The sequence below is a fragment of the Mycobacterium helveticum genome (assembly GCF_007714205.1).
GTDB classification, from domain to species: Bacteria; Actinomycetota; Actinomycetes; order Mycobacteriales; family Mycobacteriaceae; genus Mycobacterium; species Mycobacterium helveticum.
The window spans coordinates 26200-43353 of record NZ_VMQU01000009.1 but is presented as its reverse complement, the minus strand read 5'-3'; the positions used below and the strand labels follow the sequence as shown (position 1 = coordinate 43353).

At 71.0% G+C, this 17154-nt stretch carries 19 protein-coding genes and 2 pseudogenes; 15 read left to right on the top strand and 6 right to left on the bottom strand.

From position 1 onward, the window contains the following. Positions 1-96: 96 nt before the first annotated feature. The 3 genes and pseudogenes from FPZ47_RS30570 to FPZ47_RS29225 all read right to left on the bottom strand — a co-directional run. Positions 97-897 (bottom strand): annotated as a pseudogene (locus FPZ47_RS30570) (WS/DGAT domain-containing protein); the annotation flags it as partial. A 91-nt stretch (positions 898-988) separates the two neighbouring features. Beyond that, positions 989-1339, bottom strand: a pseudogene (locus FPZ47_RS30565) (wax ester/triacylglycerol synthase domain-containing protein); the annotation flags it as partial. A gap of 70 nt (positions 1340-1409) precedes the next feature. Then, positions 1410-1664: a hypothetical protein gene (locus FPZ47_RS29225; RefSeq protein ID WP_246133208.1), complete on the bottom strand. Its 255-nt coding sequence runs from the start codon at positions 1662-1664 to the stop codon at positions 1410-1412. Between the two features lie 229 nt (positions 1665-1893). On the opposite strand from FPZ47_RS29225, the gene FPZ47_RS03720 reads away from it, so the two are divergent. Beyond that, positions 1894-2595, top strand: coding sequence for an SRPBCC family protein (locus FPZ47_RS03720; protein ID WP_246133207.1), 702 nt, complete (start codon positions 1894-1896; stop codon positions 2593-2595). A 59-nt stretch (positions 2596-2654) separates the two neighbouring features. On the opposite strand, the gene FPZ47_RS03715 is transcribed toward FPZ47_RS03720, so the two are convergent. Further along, positions 2655-3086: an Hsp20/alpha crystallin family protein gene (locus FPZ47_RS03715; protein ID WP_144946173.1), complete on the bottom strand. Its 432-nt coding sequence runs from the start codon at positions 3084-3086 to the stop codon at positions 2655-2657. Positions 3087-3221: 135 nt separating this feature from the next. On the opposite strand from FPZ47_RS03715, the gene FPZ47_RS28245 reads away from it, so the two are divergent. The 3 genes from FPZ47_RS28245 to FPZ47_RS03705 all read left to right on the top strand — a co-directional run bounded on the left by FPZ47_RS28245 (position 3222) and on the right by FPZ47_RS03705 (position 5765). Beyond that, on the top strand, positions 3222-3374 hold the full coding sequence (locus FPZ47_RS28245; protein WP_168209354.1) for a hypothetical protein: 153 nt from the start codon (positions 3222-3224) through the stop codon (positions 3372-3374). Between the two features lie 332 nt (positions 3375-3706). Beyond that, positions 3707-4900 (top strand): site-2 protease family protein, encoded by a 1194-nt coding sequence (locus tag FPZ47_RS03710; protein ID WP_144946170.1) that lies wholly within the window; start codon positions 3707-3709, stop codon positions 4898-4900. A gap of 70 nt (positions 4901-4970) precedes the next feature. Then, positions 4971-5765, top strand: a complete 795-nt coding sequence (locus FPZ47_RS03705; protein WP_144946167.1) for a universal stress protein — start codon at positions 4971-4973, stop codon at positions 5763-5765. A gap of 116 nt (positions 5766-5881) precedes the next feature. Here the strand turns inward: FPZ47_RS03705 and FPZ47_RS03700 are convergent, their stop codons facing one another. After that, positions 5882-6757 (bottom strand): universal stress protein, encoded by an 876-nt coding sequence (locus FPZ47_RS03700; protein WP_425461727.1) that lies wholly within the window; start codon positions 6755-6757, stop codon positions 5882-5884. 276 nt (positions 6758-7033) lie between these two features. On the opposite strand from FPZ47_RS03700, the gene FPZ47_RS03695 reads away from it, so the two are divergent. From FPZ47_RS03695 to FPZ47_RS03685, 3 genes are read left to right on the top strand one after another with little or no spacing between them, the layout of a single operon-like run. Further along, the gene (locus FPZ47_RS03695) at positions 7034-7714 is read left to right on the top strand and encodes a helix-turn-helix transcriptional regulator (RefSeq protein ID WP_144946161.1); all 681 of its coding nucleotides are present in this window, start codon (positions 7034-7036) and stop codon (positions 7712-7714) included. Then, positions 7711-8139 (top strand): hypothetical protein, encoded by a 429-nt coding sequence (locus tag FPZ47_RS03690; RefSeq protein WP_144946158.1) that lies wholly within the window; start codon positions 7711-7713, stop codon positions 8137-8139. Before FPZ47_RS03695 ends, FPZ47_RS03690 begins: the two co-directional genes overlap by 4 nt. A gap of 38 nt (positions 8140-8177) precedes the next feature. Then, the gene (locus tag FPZ47_RS03685; RefSeq protein WP_144946155.1) at positions 8178-8528 is read left to right on the top strand and encodes a cupin domain-containing protein; all 351 of its coding nucleotides are present in this window, start codon (positions 8178-8180) and stop codon (positions 8526-8528) included. A 17-nt stretch (positions 8529-8545) separates the two neighbouring features. On the opposite strand, the gene FPZ47_RS03680 is transcribed toward FPZ47_RS03685, so the two are convergent. Then, the gene (locus tag FPZ47_RS03680) at positions 8546-9046 is read right to left on the bottom strand and encodes a DUF1990 domain-containing protein (RefSeq protein WP_144946153.1); all 501 of its coding nucleotides are present in this window, start codon (positions 9044-9046) and stop codon (positions 8546-8548) included. A 23-nt stretch (positions 9047-9069) separates the two neighbouring features. Between FPZ47_RS03680 and FPZ47_RS03675 the strand changes: the two genes are divergently transcribed. From FPZ47_RS03675 to FPZ47_RS03640, 8 genes are all read left to right on the top strand, one after another. Next, entirely contained in the window at positions 9070-9942 is an 873-nt protein-coding gene (locus FPZ47_RS03675) for an aldo/keto reductase (protein WP_168209353.1), read from the top strand. Positions 9943-9975: 33 nt separating this feature from the next. Beyond that, on the top strand, positions 9976-10599 hold the full coding sequence (locus tag FPZ47_RS03670; RefSeq protein WP_144946147.1) for a PaaI family thioesterase: 624 nt from the start codon (positions 9976-9978) through the stop codon (positions 10597-10599). Positions 10600-10664: 65 nt separating this feature from the next. Beyond that, a complete protein-coding gene (gene thrS, locus FPZ47_RS03665; protein ID WP_168209352.1) occupies positions 10665-12722 on the top strand; it encodes a threonine--tRNA ligase in 2058 nt (685 codons plus the stop codon). Next, the gene (locus FPZ47_RS03660) at positions 12715-13290 is read left to right on the top strand and encodes an ATP adenylyltransferase (protein ID WP_144946140.1); all 576 of its coding nucleotides are present in this window, start codon (positions 12715-12717) and stop codon (positions 13288-13290) included. Before thrS ends, FPZ47_RS03660 begins: the two co-directional genes overlap by 8 nt. Positions 13291-13345: 55 nt before the next feature. Continuing rightward, entirely contained in the window at positions 13346-13978 is a 633-nt protein-coding gene (gene pgsA / locus FPZ47_RS03655; RefSeq protein WP_144946136.1) for a phosphatidylinositol phosphate synthase, read from the top strand. Next, complete coding sequence (locus FPZ47_RS03650) at positions 13975-14904, top strand: phosphatidylinositol mannoside acyltransferase (protein ID WP_144946133.1); 930 nt, start codon at positions 13975-13977, stop codon at positions 14902-14904. Before pgsA ends, FPZ47_RS03650 begins: the two co-directional genes overlap by 4 nt. Beyond that, positions 14904-16028 (top strand): glycosyltransferase family 4 protein, encoded by a 1125-nt coding sequence (locus FPZ47_RS03645; protein WP_144946130.1) that lies wholly within the window; start codon positions 14904-14906, stop codon positions 16026-16028. Before FPZ47_RS03650 ends, FPZ47_RS03645 begins: the two co-directional genes overlap by 1 nt. Further along, positions 16028-17059 carry an NUDIX hydrolase gene (locus tag FPZ47_RS03640; RefSeq protein ID WP_144946127.1) on the top strand — a complete coding sequence of 344 codons (1032 nt, stop codon included), beginning with the start codon at positions 16028-16030 and terminating at the stop codon, positions 17057-17059. Before FPZ47_RS03645 ends, FPZ47_RS03640 begins: the two co-directional genes overlap by 1 nt. The last annotated feature ends 95 nt before the right edge of the window (positions 17060-17154 follow it).

The following is a 17154-nucleotide window of genomic DNA, read 5'->3' as shown; positions in this document are numbered from 1 at the left end:
CCGGGCGGTGGCCCTGCCTGCTGCCCGCCGGTTTGTGGGAGAGGTCACGGCGTCGTAGTCGGCGGTGATGCCGAACGCCAGTTCGTCGACGTAGCTGAGCATGCCGATGACGGTGCGCAGCTGCATCGCGATCCGCGGAACCGGCAGCAGCTGCTCCACCGGGTGACCCATGACCTGCAGCCGCTGGCGCGGACCCGGCACATTGGTCGCCAGCGTGACGATGCTGCGCTGCGGCAGCCGGGTCAGCAACCGAACCATCCACGCGCTGACGACGAAGGGCACGTAATCGGTCAATGCCACAAAGGTGTTCGCCGCCTGGCGCTCGCCGCCGGCTTTGAGCCGGCCCATCCGGGCGTGCACCAGTTGCAAGCGCCTGAGCGGGTCCGGCTGCTCGACCGGCAGCGAGGCCAGCATCGCGGACACCCGGGTGCCGGCGCGGTTCATCGCATCCGGCGGGCGCACCGAGACCGGGACCAGGGTGCGCAGCGAGTTGCGCCTCGGTGTCTCGCCGCGGCGCAACAGCGTGGCGCGAAAGCTGTCGGTGATCGCCGCGAGCGCCACGTCGTTGAGGGTCACCCCGAACGTGTGGCACACCGTTTCGACGTCCTTGAGTGACACGCGTGCCGCGCTGTACCGGCGCATGCCCGCCAGCGAGCCGTGCAGCCGGGACCCCGCCGCCGGGGTGAGCACGCCGGTGACGAATTGCGCCGCGCCCAGGGCGGTCTGGGTGGCGACGCCGGTCGTGGCCATCGACGCGCGCCACAGGCCGCCGGCCCAGGTCAGCGGATTGCGGCCGAGCCCCGCCGAGAGGGCTGTCGACGGCGGAGGCTCGGTGGCGGCGCGGATGTCGGTGGCGAAGGTCGCACCCGCGCCCGCATCGCAGACACCGGCCAGCATCCGCGTCGCGGCGATCCCGTCGGCGACGCCAGTGATGAATCTTCATCAGGGCGCCCCACCGCCCGTCCGGGAGGCCTTCGATGACCCAGCACTCCCACAACGGGTGATCGCGATCCAGCCTGCGCTCCATCAGATCGGCGATGGTCCGGAACAACACCGCGTCGTCGCCCGGCTGCGGCAGCGCCGCCCAGCGCAGGTGGTGGGTGATGTCGAACGCGGTGTCCTCCACCCATTCCGGTGCCGCAATCTCGAACGGGTGCTTGCGCACGCGCTGCCGGAAGCGGGACACGCCGCGGATCCGTTCGGACAGCGTCGCGGTCAGCGCCGCCTGCTCGGGAAGGGGTCCGTCGATGACGGCCGGTGTGCCGATCACCAGGCTGACGTGCCGGTCGGCGTCCTCTGCCTCCAGGAAGCCGGCCTCCAGCGTCGTCAGCTGCTCCATTGCCGGTCATCTCCGATCCACGATGATCGGCTTCACTATCCGCCGCGCGCGGCGAGGGTCGATAGTGCCGTTAGACCCCAAGCGGCGGGGCCGGTCTCCCCGACGGTTTCACGACGCGGCGGGCGGGGGCCCCGACGCCCACGTGGGTCATGATGTGATCCAGGACGAGGCCGGCGAGATCGCCGTCGTCGGCGACACGGGGGAGGCCGCGCCGCCGCAGGAACGTATCGAGGCGCCGGTCGGGTGACCAGTCGGCGTAGATGGGACCGGCATATCGCGAGTCCAGGAATTCGCAAGCGAGATCGTCTAAGTCGGCATCGGTCAACAAAAGCGGTGGATGGCCACCCATAGTCGCCTGCTCCTTAGTTCAGCCGCGACCGCCCCTGCCCGGTCACGTCAGACGGGGGCAATTGTGCCACCGCGCGGCCGTCGGCGGAAGGGCCCAAGGTCACCTGCGGGGACGCGCCGCCAGGCCGTCCGCGGGGCGAAACGGCCTGGCCGCGAGGACCATCGACCCTGTCGGACCGCGGGGGCCGCCGCGCAGACTCAACCCCATGGCCGACACCACGAAACGGATCGCCCAGGCTGCGGCCCTGGCCGGTTTGCTCTACGCCGCGCGGCGGTACTACCGCAACTGGGGCGCAACCAAGGCGGAGTGTCGGATGTCGCTGCCGGGCGACGCCCTGGTGGGAGATCCGGCCATCCAGACCACCGAGGCGCTGTACATCGACGCGCCCACCGCCGCGGTCTGGCCCTGGCTGTTGCAGATGGGTCAGGACCGGGGCGGCTGGTACGGCTGCGCGGGGCTCAAAGACATGCTGGGCCTTGAGCATCAGGACGCCGACCGCATCCATCCCGAGTGGCAGCAGCGTGCCGTCGGGGACATCGTGCGCCTGGCTCCCGCGGGCTGGATGGGGCTGCCGGACGGGGTGACGCTGACCGTCGCCGAGATCGTGCCCGAGAAATACCTTGTGCTGCATGCCGCCCGGCCGGAGCGGCGGTGGAACGCGGTCTGGTCATTCCACCTGCAGCCGCACTGGCAGGACCGCGTCCGGCTCCTCACCCGCGCCAGGATCTCGCTGCGTCACCCGGGCGAAGTCTTCGCCATGGAGGCCTTCCGGCCGCTGATCGCGCTGACCACGCGCGGCTTGTTGCTGGGCGTCAAGCACCGGGTGGAGCGGGCGCCCGCGCCCGGCCTCGCACTGCCGGCGAAGCCGACTGAGGCTGCCGAAAATGAGGCTGCCGAAAAAAGTTGACGCGCCACGGCTGTGGAGTGACGGGCACGGGCACCGCTGCCCGGGCCGTCCGGACCCGGTTATTTGGTGGCGATCGTGACGTGCTTCTTGGCGGGCGTCGGCTCCCGAACCGCCACCGAGACACTCAGGATGCCCTTGTCGTAGGTGGCCTTGATGTCGTCCTCGTCGGCGCCGGCCGGCAGCGACACGGTGCGGACGAACGAGCCGTAGGAGAACTCCGAACGGCCGTCGAACTCCTTTTTCTCACTGCGCTCGGCCTTGATGGTGAGCTGCCCGTCGCGGACGGTGATGTCGACGTCCTTGGCCGGGTCGACGCCGGGTATCTCGGCGCGCACCTCGTAGCGGCCATCCTTCATCTCGTCTTCCAGCCGCATCAGCCGGGTGTCGAACATCGGGCGGATCCCGGCGAACGACGGGAACCCCGCCAACAGGTCGGCAATCTCCGGGAACAGCGGATGTGGCTTCTGCGCCACCGGCAGGGTGCTGGTCATCGTGTACTCCTCGGGTGTGGTTCGTTGACCCAACGCCTTAGATCCGACCACGATCCCGGGCGGCACGGTAGGGACGGAAGTCCTCATTGGGTGTTGACAGACCGAATTTCGGTCGAACGCGGGGATACTCAGGTGATGACCACGACGTCGCGGCACCGCGGCGGGAAGGCGGAAGGTTTCCCGGCGGCGCCGCGCGGTCTGGAGTTCCTGCCGAACTCGCCCACGCTGGTGAACGCGGACGCCCGAGCTCGGCCCGATCTCGGTGTGTTTCGTTCTGCTCGTGAGTGATTCGTTGCGATCTCTGTCCCAGACGCTCGCGCACAGTGTGGAAATCCACCAGGGCGGGGGGCACCGGCCAGCCCGGCGGGCCGATGCCGTCCCCGTGGCTGTTCGACACCGCGGCCGGTGTCATCCCGATGGGCGGTCACAGGCATCGCCGTGTCCCGCTGCGGCGGCCGGATCGGCCGCACCTGCCAATTCTGAGCGGCGCGGGCCGATTGGCCGCCCCGGCGAGGTCAAACGACCCTAGTCGCGGCCACGGCGCCGGTCTAGCGTCGCTATGGGGCGAATGTGTGCCCAGGCCGAAGGCGTTATCCGACAGGGGTTCTGGAGGTTTCGACATGGGAGATGCGATCCCGCTGGGGCGGATCGGCGGTTTTGCGGTGAAAATCCACTGGAGCGTGCTGGTCATCCTGTGGCTGTTCACCTGGAGCCTGGCCAGCACGTTGCCCGCGGCCGTCAAAGGCTATTCGTCGGCCGGCTACTGGGTGGCCGGCGCGTGCGGCGCCCTGGTGCTGCTCGCGTCGCTGCTGGCCCACGAGCTCGCCCACGCCGTCGTCGCCCGCCGCGCGGGGGTGTCGGTGGGAAGCGTGACGCTGTGGCTGTTCGGCGGGGTGACCACGCTCGGCGGCGAGGCCAAGACCCCCAAGGCGGCCTTCCGGATCGCCATCGCCGGCCCGGCCACCAGCCTGGCGCTGGCGGCGATGTTCGGCGGGCTCGTCGCGGCGCTGCGGGCCGCGCACGCCGCCCCGATCGTGGTGGGCGTTTCGTCCTGGCTGGCGATGATCAACCTGGTGCTGGGCCTGTTCAACCTGTTGCCGGGCGCCCCGCTGGACGGCGGCCGGGTGCTGCGCGCCTACCTGTGGCGCCGCCACGGCGACATCGCGCGCGCCGGCATCGGCGCGGCGCGCGCCGGCCGGGTGCTGGCGTACGTCCTGATCGCGTTGGGGCTGGCCGAGTTCGTCACGGGCAGCCTCGTCGGCGGCGTGTGGCTGGCGTTCATCGGTTGGTTCATCTTCGCCGCCAGCCGCGAGGAGGAGACCCGGATCTCGACCCAGCAGCTCTTCGCCGGGGTGCGCGTTGCCGACGCGATGACGGCCCGCCCGCACAGCGCGCCCGGGTGGATCAGCGTCGACGAATTCATCCAGCGCTACGTGCTGGGCGACCGCCATTCGGCGTACCCGGTCGCGGGCCGGGACGGCTCGATCGTGGGGCTGGTTACCCTGGCTCAGCTGCGCGACGTCGCGCCCGACCGACGCCCCACCACCAGCGTGAGCGACATCGCGCTGCCGCTGCACGCGGTGCCGACCGCGGCACCGCGGGAGCCGCTGAGCGCCCTGCTCGAACGGATGGCGGCGGCCGGTCCGCGCAGCCGGGCCCTGGTCGTCGACGGCGGGCAGGTGGTCGGCATCGTCACCCCCAGCGATGTCACCCGCCTGCTCGACGTCTATCGGCTCGCCCACCCCGGGCCGGTCCCGGCGCTCGAACGCGGTCCCGCCGAAAGGTATTCCGGTGCAGGAAGTTCCGGGCCCTGAAGTTCCGGGCCCTGAAATTCCGGGGCCTGAAGTTCCGGGCCCTGAAGTTCTGGCCAGTGAGGAGTTGACGATGAAACCGATCGTCGTGGGCATCGACGGCTCGCAGGCGGGGATCGTGGCCGCGCTCTGGGGCGTCGACGAAGCCATCGGCCGCGGCTCGCCGCTGCGACTCGTCTCGGTCATCACGTTGACGCACGCTTCCCCGGACGACTACGCCCGCGACCTCGAGCACGCCGAAAAGTCGCTGCGCGAGGCGCGATCCGCGATCGAGGCCACCAAGAAACCCGTCAGCGTCGAAACCGACATCCCGCGCGGCCCGGCCGGACCGATGCTCGTCGAGGCGTCGCGCGACGCCGAGGTGGTGTGCATCGGCTCCGTCGGGATCGGGCGCTACGCCAGCTCGCTCCTGGGATCGACGGCCGCCGAGCTCGCCGAGAAGGCGCACTGCCCGGTCGCGGTGCTGCGCACCGACTCCGAGCAGCCGCCGCCCGACATCGACTGGGTCGTGGTCCGCATGACCGACGCACCCGGCAACGACGTCGTCGTCGAATGGGCCGGGTGGGAGGCCAGGCTGCGGCGGGCGCCCATGCTCGTCCTGGGCGGCCGGCCGGAGGAGCTCGCCGGAAGCGCCGACGGCGCATTCGAGCACCGGGTGCGGGACTGGCGGCAACGCCACCCCGGGGTCCGGGTCTACCCGGTCACCACCAAAGACGCCATCGCCGACTTCCTGAGCGCCAACGACGAGCGGGTGCAGCTCGCGGTCATCAGCGGCCCCGAGGCCGCTCAGCTGGCGCGGCTGATCGGCCCGCACGGACATCCGCTGTTCCGCCATCCCGAGTGCTCGGTGCTCGTCGTCCGCCGATAGCCGCGCCACGTGCGCGGCGCCCAGCGACGGCGATGACCGACGCGGTGGTGCGCCGTGACCCGGCGGTCGCCGACCCGGTGCGGCGATGAAAACCGCTGAGGCCAAGCCTGTTTCGGCTAACGGGCGACGATGACCGGCACCCGTGCCAGCTGGGCGACGGTTTCGCCGACCGAGCCCACCAGCATCCCGGCGAACCCGCCCCGCCCCCGGCTGCCGACCACCACCAGTTGCGCCCGATCGGCTTCCCGGACGAGCCGGAGTGCCGGCTGGTCCTGCACCACGACGCGGCGCACGTGCACGTCCGGATACCGTTCCTGCCACCCCGCCAACCGCTCTGCCAGCACCTCTTCGCCCATGGATTGTGTTGCAGGCCAATCGATTCCGGGCCATTCCGACACGTCGAGGTCGCTCCATGCGTGCAGGGCGGTCAACCCGGCGTGCCGGCGCGAGGCCTCGTCGAACGCGATCGCGGTCGCCGACTCGGAGGCGGGCGAGCCGTCGATGCCGACCAGGACCGGCCCCCGGTCCGGCGGCGGTTGCGACGGGTCCTCCTCGTGGACGATCACCACCGGGCAGTGCGCGTGCCGAAGCAGGGCGGAACTGACCGAACCGAGCAGCCGGCCGGGCCAGCGGCCGCTGCCCTGGGCGCCCGCGACCATCAGCTCCGCGTCCTTGGACAGGTCGATCAACGTGGGAAGCGCCCCCGACGCCAGGATCTCGGTGTGCACGGCGGCGGGACCGCCATGTTCGGTGGCCTCTTCGACCACCCGCAGCGCCCCCTCGACCAGTCGGCGACCGTGATCCTGCTGCCAGCGCATCACCCCGGCGGGCATCGGCGTTCGCAGCCAGGTCGACATCTCCGGCGAAACCGCGTGCACGAGCGTCAGCGGGACCTTTCGCAGCTCGGCGTCGCGCGCCGCCCACCGCACCGCCACTCTGGCGGCGGGCGAGTCGTCGATGCCGACGACAATCCCCATTGCTCTCGGTCCCATCGGTGCGTTCTGGGATGACATGGCCTGTCCTTCGTGCGTCGGTACCCGCGTGGCGATGCGTGTCGGCCGGGCCGGAGTCGGCCCCGCCGCTGATTCACGACGCTATCGAGCCGGCGACGGCTCGGTCAGAGGCGTTTGTCACCAGCCGGACGGCGGCAGCTCCCACGGGTGCGGCCGCGTTCCGGCGCGTTCGCGCCGGTCTTTTCACGAACGGTATTGTTGAAACCCGGCGCCTGAGGAGCGCGGTCGGGACTTCCGAAGGAACATGATGGGTGCATGATGGTCGAGGTCACCCCGGTGCGGGAATCAGTCGGCCGTCGCCGCAGGGTGCTGCAGGTGTTGCGGGCGTCGCCCGATCCGATGAGCATCGCCGCGATCGCCGAGGTGTTGGGCGTGCATCCCAACACCGTCCGGTTCCACCTCGACATACTGCTCGGCGACGGCCAGGTGGAGCGGGTCGAGCCGGGCCGCAAGGGGCCCGGGCGCCCGGCGCTGATGTTCCGGGCGGTCCGGCAGATGGACCGCGGGGGAGCGCGGCACTACCGGATGCTCGCCGAGATCCTGGCGGAGGCGCTTGCCTCCGAACGGGATCCGCGCGCCAAGGCGCTGGGCGCCGGGCGCGCCTGGGCCCGCAGGACCCAGTCCGCCGCGCAGCCGCCCGGCGCGGAGGCCATCGGCGCCGCGGCGGCCGTCGATCGGCTGGTCGGACTGCTCGACGACCTCGGGTTCGCCCCCGAGCGCCGGACCGCCGCGGGGCGGGAGCAGATCGGCCTGCGGCACTGCCCTTTCCTGGAGATCGCAGAGAACGGCACCGGCGTCGTATGCCCCGCCCACCTCGGCGTGATGCAGGGCGCCCTGGCGGCCTGGGGGGCGCCGGTCTCGGTGCGCCGCCTCGACGCGTTCGTCCAACCCGATCTGTGCGTGGCGCACCTGGCGCCGCGGGCGGGTGCCCGATGAGAAGCGGCGCGGCGGCGGTGGCGGTCGCGGTCACCTTCGTCTGGCTGGGCATGGTGCTGGCCATCTCGTTCCTGGAGGCGCCGCTGAAGTTCCGTGCGCCCGGCGTCACGTTGCCGCTCGGCCTGGGCATCGGCCGGCTGGTCTTCCGCGCGCTCAACGCCGTCGAGATCGCCTTCGCCGTCGTGATCGCGGTGGCCGTGGCCGCCGGCCCGGTACCGGTGCGGTCGGCCGTGGCGCTGTGCGCGGCCGTCGCGGCGCTGGTCGTCCAGGTGCTGATGGTGCGTCCCTCGCTGACGCGTCGCTCCGATCAGGTGCTCTCCGGACTGGACGCGCCACGCTCCCGCGCCCACCACTTCTATATCGGTTTGGAGGTGGTCAAGGCGATTGCATTGGTCGTGGCGGGGATATCCCTGTCAGCCGGCTGACCGTTCGACAACCCACCTCAACCCAAGGGGCTCGATTCATGGAATCCATCTCGTTGACCAGCCTGGCCTCCGAAAAGCTGGCCGAGGCCACGAAGTCGCACAGCGGGCGCGCGGCGCACACCGTGCACGGCGGACACACCCACGAACTCCGGCAGACCCTGCTGGCCCTGCTCGCCGACCACGACCTCTCCGAACACGACGGGCCCGCACAGGCGACGCTGCAGGTTCTGCAGGGGCACGTGCGGTTGACGGCCGGCGCGGACGTGTGGGAGGGCGAGATCGGGGACTACGTCGTGATTCCGCAGGAACGGCACGCCCTGCACGCGGTCACGGACTCGGTGGTGCTGCTGACCGTGCTGAAGACCCTCCCGTCGGCGGCGCCCTCCTGAGCCATCCCGCCCGGGCGTCAGACCGCGCGCAGGTAGCGCTTGGCGATGACGCGCTGGGCCACCGACACCACCGGCCCGCCCGCCCTGCTCCACCAGGTCGCGGGCCGGGAGAACGACGACACCTCCGCGAACACGTCGTCGGTGTCCGGGTCGTGGCGCACGACGAAACGCTCCTCGCCGGACTCCGGGTGACCCGGCAGCGTGCCGTAGCCGAAGCCGCGGATGTCGGGTTCGTCGACGACGTACACCACGCGGCACGGTGCGGGCAGGAAAACCATCCGCACCACCACCACCGCGCCCGGGACCACGGTCTCCGAGCTGGCCCGCACCCGCAGGCCCGACCCACGCTGCATCCCCCAGTGCATGACGGCGTCGGCGGCTCGCTCGAAACGCTCTCGGCCCGTGCCGATTTGGGCCGCCACGTGCAGGTGCGCGTATCCCGCCGGCAGCCGGCCGGACGCGGTCGCCCCCACCTCGGGGTACGTCAGCGAAAGCGCCTCGAGCGCTGCCAGGTTCATGTGCCCAGCGTACGGTCAACGATGTGACCACACACACTGTCGCCCACGCGTCCGGAACGTTCACCATCGGCGGCGACCTGACCGTCAACCGGCTCGGCTTCGGCGCCATGCGGCTCACCGGCAAGGGGGTATGGGGCCCGCCCGCCGACCGCACAGAATGCGTCCGGGTGCTGCGGCGCGCCGTCGAGTTGGGCGTCAACTTCATCGACACCGCCGACTCCTATGGCCCCTACGTCTCCGAGGAGATCATCCGCGAGGCCCTGCACCCCTATCAGGGCCTGGTGATCGCGACCAAGGCCGGCCTGCTGCGCACCGGTCCGGACGTCTGGATCCCCCTGGGCAATCCGACGTATCTGCGCCAGGAATGCGAGATGAGCCTGCGCCGCCTCGGCGTCGAGACCATCGACCTCTACCAGCTGCACCGCATCGACCCGGACTTCCCGCTGGCCGACCAGTTGGGCGAGCTGGTGGCCTTGAAGAACGAGGGCAAGATCCGCCACATCGGCCTGTCGGAGGTCAACGTCGACCAGCTCACCGCGGCCCAGCGGGTCACCGAGATCGTGTCGGTGCAGAACATGTACAACCTGTCCGCCCGGGGCGCCGAGCCGTTGCTGGACGCCGCGACGAGCCAGGGCATCGGCTTCATCCCGTGGTTCCCGCTGGCCGCCGGACCGCTGGCGGACCCGGATGGGCCGCTGCGGCACATGGCGGCCGAGCACGACGCGACGCCGTCGCAGCTGGCGCTGGCCTGGCTGCTCAACCGCTCGCCGGTGATGTTGCCGATCCCCGGCACCTCCAAGGTGGCCCACCTTCAGGAGAACGTGGCCGCCGCCGGGATCGAGTTGAGCGAACAGGAGGTCGAGCTGCTCGGGGCCATCGGGGAGCAGAACGCCTGACCGCGGCGCAGCGCAGGCGGATACGGTGTCCCGGTGACCAGCGAACAGGCCCGGCACCCCGGCGGCGGATTCAATCCGCCCGAACCGACGACCAAGGGCGGACCCGACTACGGCCGGTTCGTCGACGCGGTGCGCAGGATGCAGGATCACGCCCGCGCCGTCGACGCCCCGGACGAGGTGATCACCGAGGCGGCCAACCTGCTGGAGAAGGTGTCGGCGCTGTTGAGCCCGTACGACGCCGACGAGTGGCGGTCGCCGTCGGGACGGCGGATGGACCTGCCGATGCGCGGCAACATCCTCGCGATCCCGATGTCGGCACACAAAACCGACGACGGCCGGATCCGCGGCCGGGCCCGGTTCGCCCGGTTCCATCTGGGACGCAACGGCGCCGTGCACGGCGGCTGCCTGGGGATGCTGTTCGACAGCGTGCTGGGGCTGACCTCCTCGGTGCTCACCGGCGGCCCCTTCCAGCGCACGGCCTACCTCAAGATCGACTACCGCCACATCGTGCCGATCGAGAAGGAACTGCAGTTCGACGCCGGCATCGACCGGGTGGACGGGCGCAAGATCTTCGTGTCGGGCCGGCTCAGCGACGGCGCGGAGCTGCTGACCGAGGCCGACGCGCTGTTCGTGCGGCTCAAGCCTGGCCAGCCCTGAGGAGCCCCGGCCCCGATAGCATGGCAGCGATCGTCACCGCACCCGAAAATTGGAGAACCGACCCGATGAGCGCCGCCGCCAATCCCGCCCCCGGAGCTGTCCCGATAAGGGTGCCCGCGGGGACCACCGCGGCCGCCGCCGTGCGGGACGCGGGGTTGCCCGGGCGCGGGGCGCCCGACGCGATCGTGGTGGTGCGCGACGCCGAGGGCAAGCTGCGGGACCTGAGCTGGGTGCCCGACGCCGACGCCGAGGTCATCCCGGTGGCAGCCGACACCGAGGAGGGGCGCAGCGTCCTGCGGCACTCGACCGCCCACGTGTTGGCCCAGGCCGTCCAGGACCTGTTCCCGCAGGCCAAACTGGGCATCGGGCCGCCGATCACCGACGGCTTCTACTATGACTTCGCCGTGCCCGAACCTTTCACCCCCGAGGACCTGGCGGCGCTGGAGAAGCGGATGCGTCAGATCGTCAAGGACGGGCAGCTGTTCGACCGGCGGGTCTACGAGTCCAAGGACGCCGCGCGCGCCGAGCTGGCCGGCGAGCCCTTCAAACTCGAGCTCGTCGACGACAAGTCCGGCGATCCCGAGGTCATGGAGGTCGGGGGCGACGAGCTCACCGCCTACGACAACCTCAATCCCCGTACCCGGGAACGGGTCTGGGGTGACCTGTGCCGCGGGCCGCACATTCCGACCACCAGGCACATCCCGGCGTTCAAGCTGACCCGCAGCTCGGCCGCCTACTGGCGGGGCGACCAGAGAAACGCCAGCCTGCAACGCATCTACGGCACCGCCTGGGAGTCCCGGGAAGCGCTCGACCGCCACCTCGAACTGATCGAGGAGGCCCAGCGCCGCGACCACCGCAAGCTGGGCGCCGAGCTGGACCTGTTCAGCTTCCCCGATGAAATCGGTTCCGGCCTGGCGGTTTTCCACCCCAAGGGCGGCGTCGTGCGCCGCGAGCTCGAGGAGTACTCGCGGCGCAAGCACATCGAGGCCGGCTACGAGTTCGTCAACACCCCGCACATCACCAAGGCGCAGCTCTTCCACACCTCGGGACACCTGGACTGGTACGCCGACGGGATGTATCCGCCGATGCACCTCGACGCCGAGTACGACGACGACGGCACGGTGCGCAAGCCCGGCCAGGACTACTACCTCAAGCCGATGAACTGTCCGATGCACACGCTGATCTTCGCCTCCCGCGGGCGTTCCTATCGTGAACTTCCCTTGCGGCTCTTCGAATTCGGCACCGTCTACCGCTACGAGAAGTCCGGCGTGGTGCACGGGCTGACCCGGGCGCGCGGGTTCACCATGGACGACTCGCACATCTTCTGCACCCGCGAGCAGCTGCACGACGAGCTCGCGTCGCTGCTGCGGTTCGTGCTCGAGCTGCTCGGCGACTACGGGCTGGAGGACTTCTACCTGGAGCTCTCCACCAAGGACCCGGAGAAGTTCGTCGGCTCCGACGAGATGTGGGAGCAGGCCACCGGATCGCTGGCGCAGGTGGCGGCCGAGTCGGGCCTGGAGCTGGTGCCCGATCCCGGCGGTGCGGCGTTCTACGGCCCGAAGATCTCGGTGCAGGCCCGCGACGCGCTGGGCCGCAGCTGGCAGATGTCGACCATCCAGGTGGACTTCAACTTTCCCGAGCGCTTCGAACTCGAGTACACCGCGTCCGACGGGACCCGCCGGCGCCCGGTGATGATCCACCGGGCGCTGTTCGGGTCGATCGAGCGGTTCTTCGGCATCCTGACCGAGCACTACGCGGGGGCTTTCCCGGCGTGGCTCGCGCCCGTTCAGGTGGTCGGCATCCCGGTGGCCGACGAGCACGTCGCCTATCTGGAAGACGTTGCCGCGCAGCTGAAGTCGCGTGGGGTGCGCGTCGAGGTGGACGGCAGCGACGACCGGATGGCCAAGAAGATCGTCCACCACACCGCCCAGCGGGTGCCGTTCCTGCTGTTGGCCGGGGACCGCGACGCGGCGGCCGGGGCGGTGAGCTTCCGCTTCGGCGACCGCAGCCAGATCAACGGCGTGGCGCGCGACAGCGCCGTCGATGCCATCGTCGGCTGGATCGTCAACCGCGAGAATGCCGCTCCCACAGCAGAACTGGTGAAGGTGGCACCTGGTGAGTGACCCGGAAGGCGGCGTGGAACACCCCGACGAGACCATCCTCGACACAGGTGTCGGTGAATGCGACCACCTGCAGCGGTTGTGGACGCCCTACCGGATGACCTACCTGGCCGAGGCGCCGCGCCAGCGCGACAACGCCAAACCCGCGGAGCCGTTCACCGACATTCCCCGTCTCTCCGACGAGCAAGGGCTGGTGGTCGCGCGCGGCGAACTCGTCTACGCCGTGCTCAACCTGTATCCCTACAACCCCGGGCATCTGATGGTGGTGCCCTATCGGCGGGTCTCCGAGCTCGAGGACCTGACCGATCCGGAGAGCGCCGAGCTGATGGCGTTCACGCAGAAGGCGATTCGCGTCATCAAGAGCGTCTCGCAACCACACGGCTTCAACGTCGGCATGAACCTGGGCACGTCGGCGGGCGGGTCGCTGGCCGAACATCTGCACGTGCACGTCGTGCCGCGCTGGGGCGGCGACGCGAACTTCATCACGATCATCGGCGGGTCCAAGGTGATTCCGCAGTTGCTGCGCGACACGCGCGCACTCCTGGCCACCGAGTGGGGCAGACAGCCGTGAACCATGAGTCGCGGCGCGACGATGCAGAGCGGAGCGATGAGGAGGAGCGGCGCACATGAGTAAGGCGCCCTTCCTGTCGCGGGCGGCGTTCGCGCGGATCACGACTCCCGCCGCCCGGGCCATGCTGCGCCTCGGTCTGACGCCGGACGCCGTCACGATCCTGGGCGCCGTCGTGTCGGTGACGGCGGCGCTGACCCTGTTCCCGATGGGCAAGCTGTTCGTCGGCACGCTGGTGATCTGGTTCTTCGTCATGTTCGACATGCTCGACGGGGCGATGGCCCGCGAGCGGGGCGGCGGCACCCGCTTCGGCGCGGTGCTGGACGCCACCTGCGACCGCGTCAGCGACGGCGCGGTGTTCGGCGGGCTGCTGTGGTGGGCGGCATTCGGCCTGCACGACCGGCTCCTGGTGGCGGCAACGTCGATCTGCCTGGTCGGCTCCCAGGTGATCTCCTACATCAAGGCCCGCGCCGAAGCCAGCGGGCTGCGCGGGGACGGCGGCCTGATCGAGCGCCCGGAGCGGCTGATCATCGTGCTGGTCGGCGCCGGCGTGTCGGACTTTCCGTTCGTCGCGTGGCCGCCCGCGCTGCCCGTCGCGATGTGGTTGCTGGCGGTGGCCAGCGTGCTCACCTGCGTCCAGCGGCTGCACACGGTGCGGACCTCTCCGGGCGCGACGGAGCCGATGCCGTGATCCTGAATCCGGACCGTCTGACCGGCGCCGTCAGCGACTGGACATACGCGACCGGCTGGCGGGCGGTGCGGGCGATGCCCGAATTCGCCGCCCGCACCGCGTTCGGCGCGGGGGCGCGTTTCGCGGCCCGGCGCGGCGGCCCGGCGCAGCTGCGCAAGAACCTGGCCCGCGTCATCGGGGTGGAGCCGGCCGCGGTGCCCGACGCGCTGATGCGGGCCTCGCTGGCCTCCTACGCCCGCTACTGGCGGGAGGCGTTCCGGCTGCCGACGATGGACCACCGGGCGCTGGCGCACCGGCTCGACGCCTCGTTCGTCGGGCTCGACAACCTGGACGCCGCCTTTGCCGCGGGCCGCGGCGCGGTGTGCGCACTGCCGCACAGCGGCAACTGGGACATGGCCGGGGTGTGGATGGCGCAGACGCACGGCACGTTCACCACCGTCGCCGAACGCCTCAAACCCGAGTCGCTGTACCGGCGCTTCATCGCCTACCGCGAAGGCCTGGGCTTCGAGGTGCTGCCGCTGTCCGGCGGACGGCGACCGCCCTTCGAGGTGTTGTGCGACCGGCTGCGCGCCAACCGGGCGGTCTGCCTGATGGCCGACCGGGACCTCACCCGCACCGGGGTCCAGGTCGACTTCTTCGGCGCACCCACCCGGATGCCGGCCGGGCCCGCCAAGCTCGCCATCGAGACCGGGGCCGCCCTGGTGCCCGTGCACTGCTGGTTCGAAGAGGACGGCTGGGGCTTTTCGCTGCACCCCGCCCTGGACGCCAGCAGCGGTGACGTCGGCGCGATCACCCAGGCGCTGGCCGACCGGTTCGCCACCAACATCGCCGGCCACCCCGAGGACTGGCACATGCTGCAACCGCAGTGGCTGGCCGATCTTGCGCCCCGCGCCGACGCCGGACGGGCCCGCCCAAAGGAAACCTGATGCGCATCGGGATGGTGTGTCCTTACTCGTTCGACGTGCCGGGCGGGGTGCAGTCGCATGTGCTGCAGCTCGCCGAGGTGATGCGGGCCCGCGGACACGAGGTCAGCGTGCTCGCCCCGGCGTCGCCGGATGTGTCGCTGCCCGAGTACGTCGTGTCGGCCGGCAGGGCGATCCCGATTCCCTACAACGGGTCGGTGGCGCGGCTGCAGTTCAGTCCGGCGGTGCACGGCCGGGTCCGGCGGTGGCTGGCCGACGGCGAGTTCGACGTGCTGCACCTGCACGAACCCAACGCGCCCAGCCTGTCGATGTGGGCGCTTCGGGTGGCCGAGGGCCCCATCGTGGCGACCTTCCACACCTCGACGACCAAGTCGCTGACGCTGACCGTCTTCCAGGGCATCCTGCGGCCGATGCACGAGAAGATCGTCGGTCGGATCGCGGTGTCCGACCTGGCCCGGCGCTGGCAGATGGAGGCGCTGGGGACCGACGCGGTGGAGATCCCCAACGGCGTCGACGTCGCGTCGTTCGCCTCGGCGCCGCGGCTGGACGGATATCCGCGGCCGGGCAAGACGGTGCTGTTCCTGGGGCGCTACGACGAACCCCGCAAGGGCATGGCGGTGCTGCTCGAGGCGTTGCCGCGGGTGGTCGAGCGCTTCGCGGATCTCCAGCTACTTGTCGTCGGCCGCGGCGACGAGGAGGAGTTGCGGGAGCAGGCCGGCGAGCTGGCCGAACATCTGCGCTTCCTCGGCCAGATCGACGACGCTCAGAAGGCGTCGGCCATGCGCAGCGCCGACGTCTACTGCGCGCCCCACGCGGGCGGCGAGAGCTTCGGCATCGTGCTCGTCGAGGCGATGGCCGCCGGCACGGCGGTGGTGGCCAGCGACCTCGACGCCTTCCGCCGCGTGCTGCTCGACGGCAAGGCCGGGCGCCTGGTTCCGGTCGGTGACGCCGAGGCGCTGGCCGGGGCGCTCATCGAGGTGCTGGAGAACGACGCGCTGCGGCGACGGTATGTGGCGGCGGGTTCGCAGGCGGTGCAGCGCTACGACTGGTCGGTGGTGGCCGGCCAGATCATGCGGGTCTACGAGACGGTCGCCGGGTCGGGCGCCAAGGTGCAGGTGGCCAGCTGATGACGTGGCTGATCGTCGCGGTGGCGGTGGCGGTGGCGGTGGTGGTGCTGGCGATGGTGGGCGCCTGGGCGTACCGGACCGCCAACCGGCTGGACCGCCTGCACGTCCGCTACGACCTCTCCTGGCAGGCGCTGGACGGTGTCCTGGCGCGGCGCGCGGTGGTGGCGCGTGCGGTCGCGATCGACGCGTACGGCGGAGGACCCGAGCGCCGCCGGCTGGCCGGGCTGGCCGACGCCGCGGAAAACGCCCCCCGGCACGCGCGGGAGTCGCGTGAAAACGAGCTCTCCGCCGCGCTGGCGATGGTCGACCCGGCGTCGCTGCCGGCGGGCCTGATCGCGGAGTTGGCCGACGCCGAGGCGCGGGTGCTGCTGGCCCGCCGCTTCCACAACGACGCCGTCCGCGACACCCTCGCGCTGCGCGAGCGATTCCTGGTGCGGACGCTTCGTCTCGGCGGAACCGCCGCGCTGCCAAGCTATTTCGAGATCGTCGAGCGGCCGCACGCGCTGGCGCACGGCGATCAGGGGGTGCTCAACCACCGCACGTCGGCGCGGGTGGTGCTGCTCGACGAGACCGGCGCGGTGCTGCTGCTGTGCGGCTCGGATCCGGCCATCGCCGATGCCGACCCGCCGAAGTGGTGGTTCACGGTCGGTGGCGAGGTGCGCGCCGGGGAGCGGTTGGCCGAGGCCGCCGCCCGGGAGGTGACCGAGGAGACGGGCCTACGGGTGACGGCGGCCGACATGGTGGGTCCCGTGTGGCGGCGCGACGAGGTCTTCGAGTTCAACGGCTCGGTGATCGACAGCGAGGAGTTCTACTTCGTGTGCCGGACCCGGCGCTTCGAGCCGGACTGCACCGGTCGGACCGAGCTGGAGCGGCGCTACATCCACGGTCACCGCTGGTGCGATGCCGCCGACATCGCCGAGCTGGTCGCCGCGGGCCAGACCGTCTATCCGCTGCAGCTGGCCGAACTGCTCGGCGAGGCCGCCGCGTTCGCCGGCAGCCGGGCGCCGCGGCAGCTGCCGTCAATCCGCTGAATCCACGACGGCTTTCGCCATCTCGGCGACAGTGCCGGCGCGCGGGAGATCCCGGTCGTCGTGCTCGAGCACGTCCCCGGGCGCTAGGCTAGACA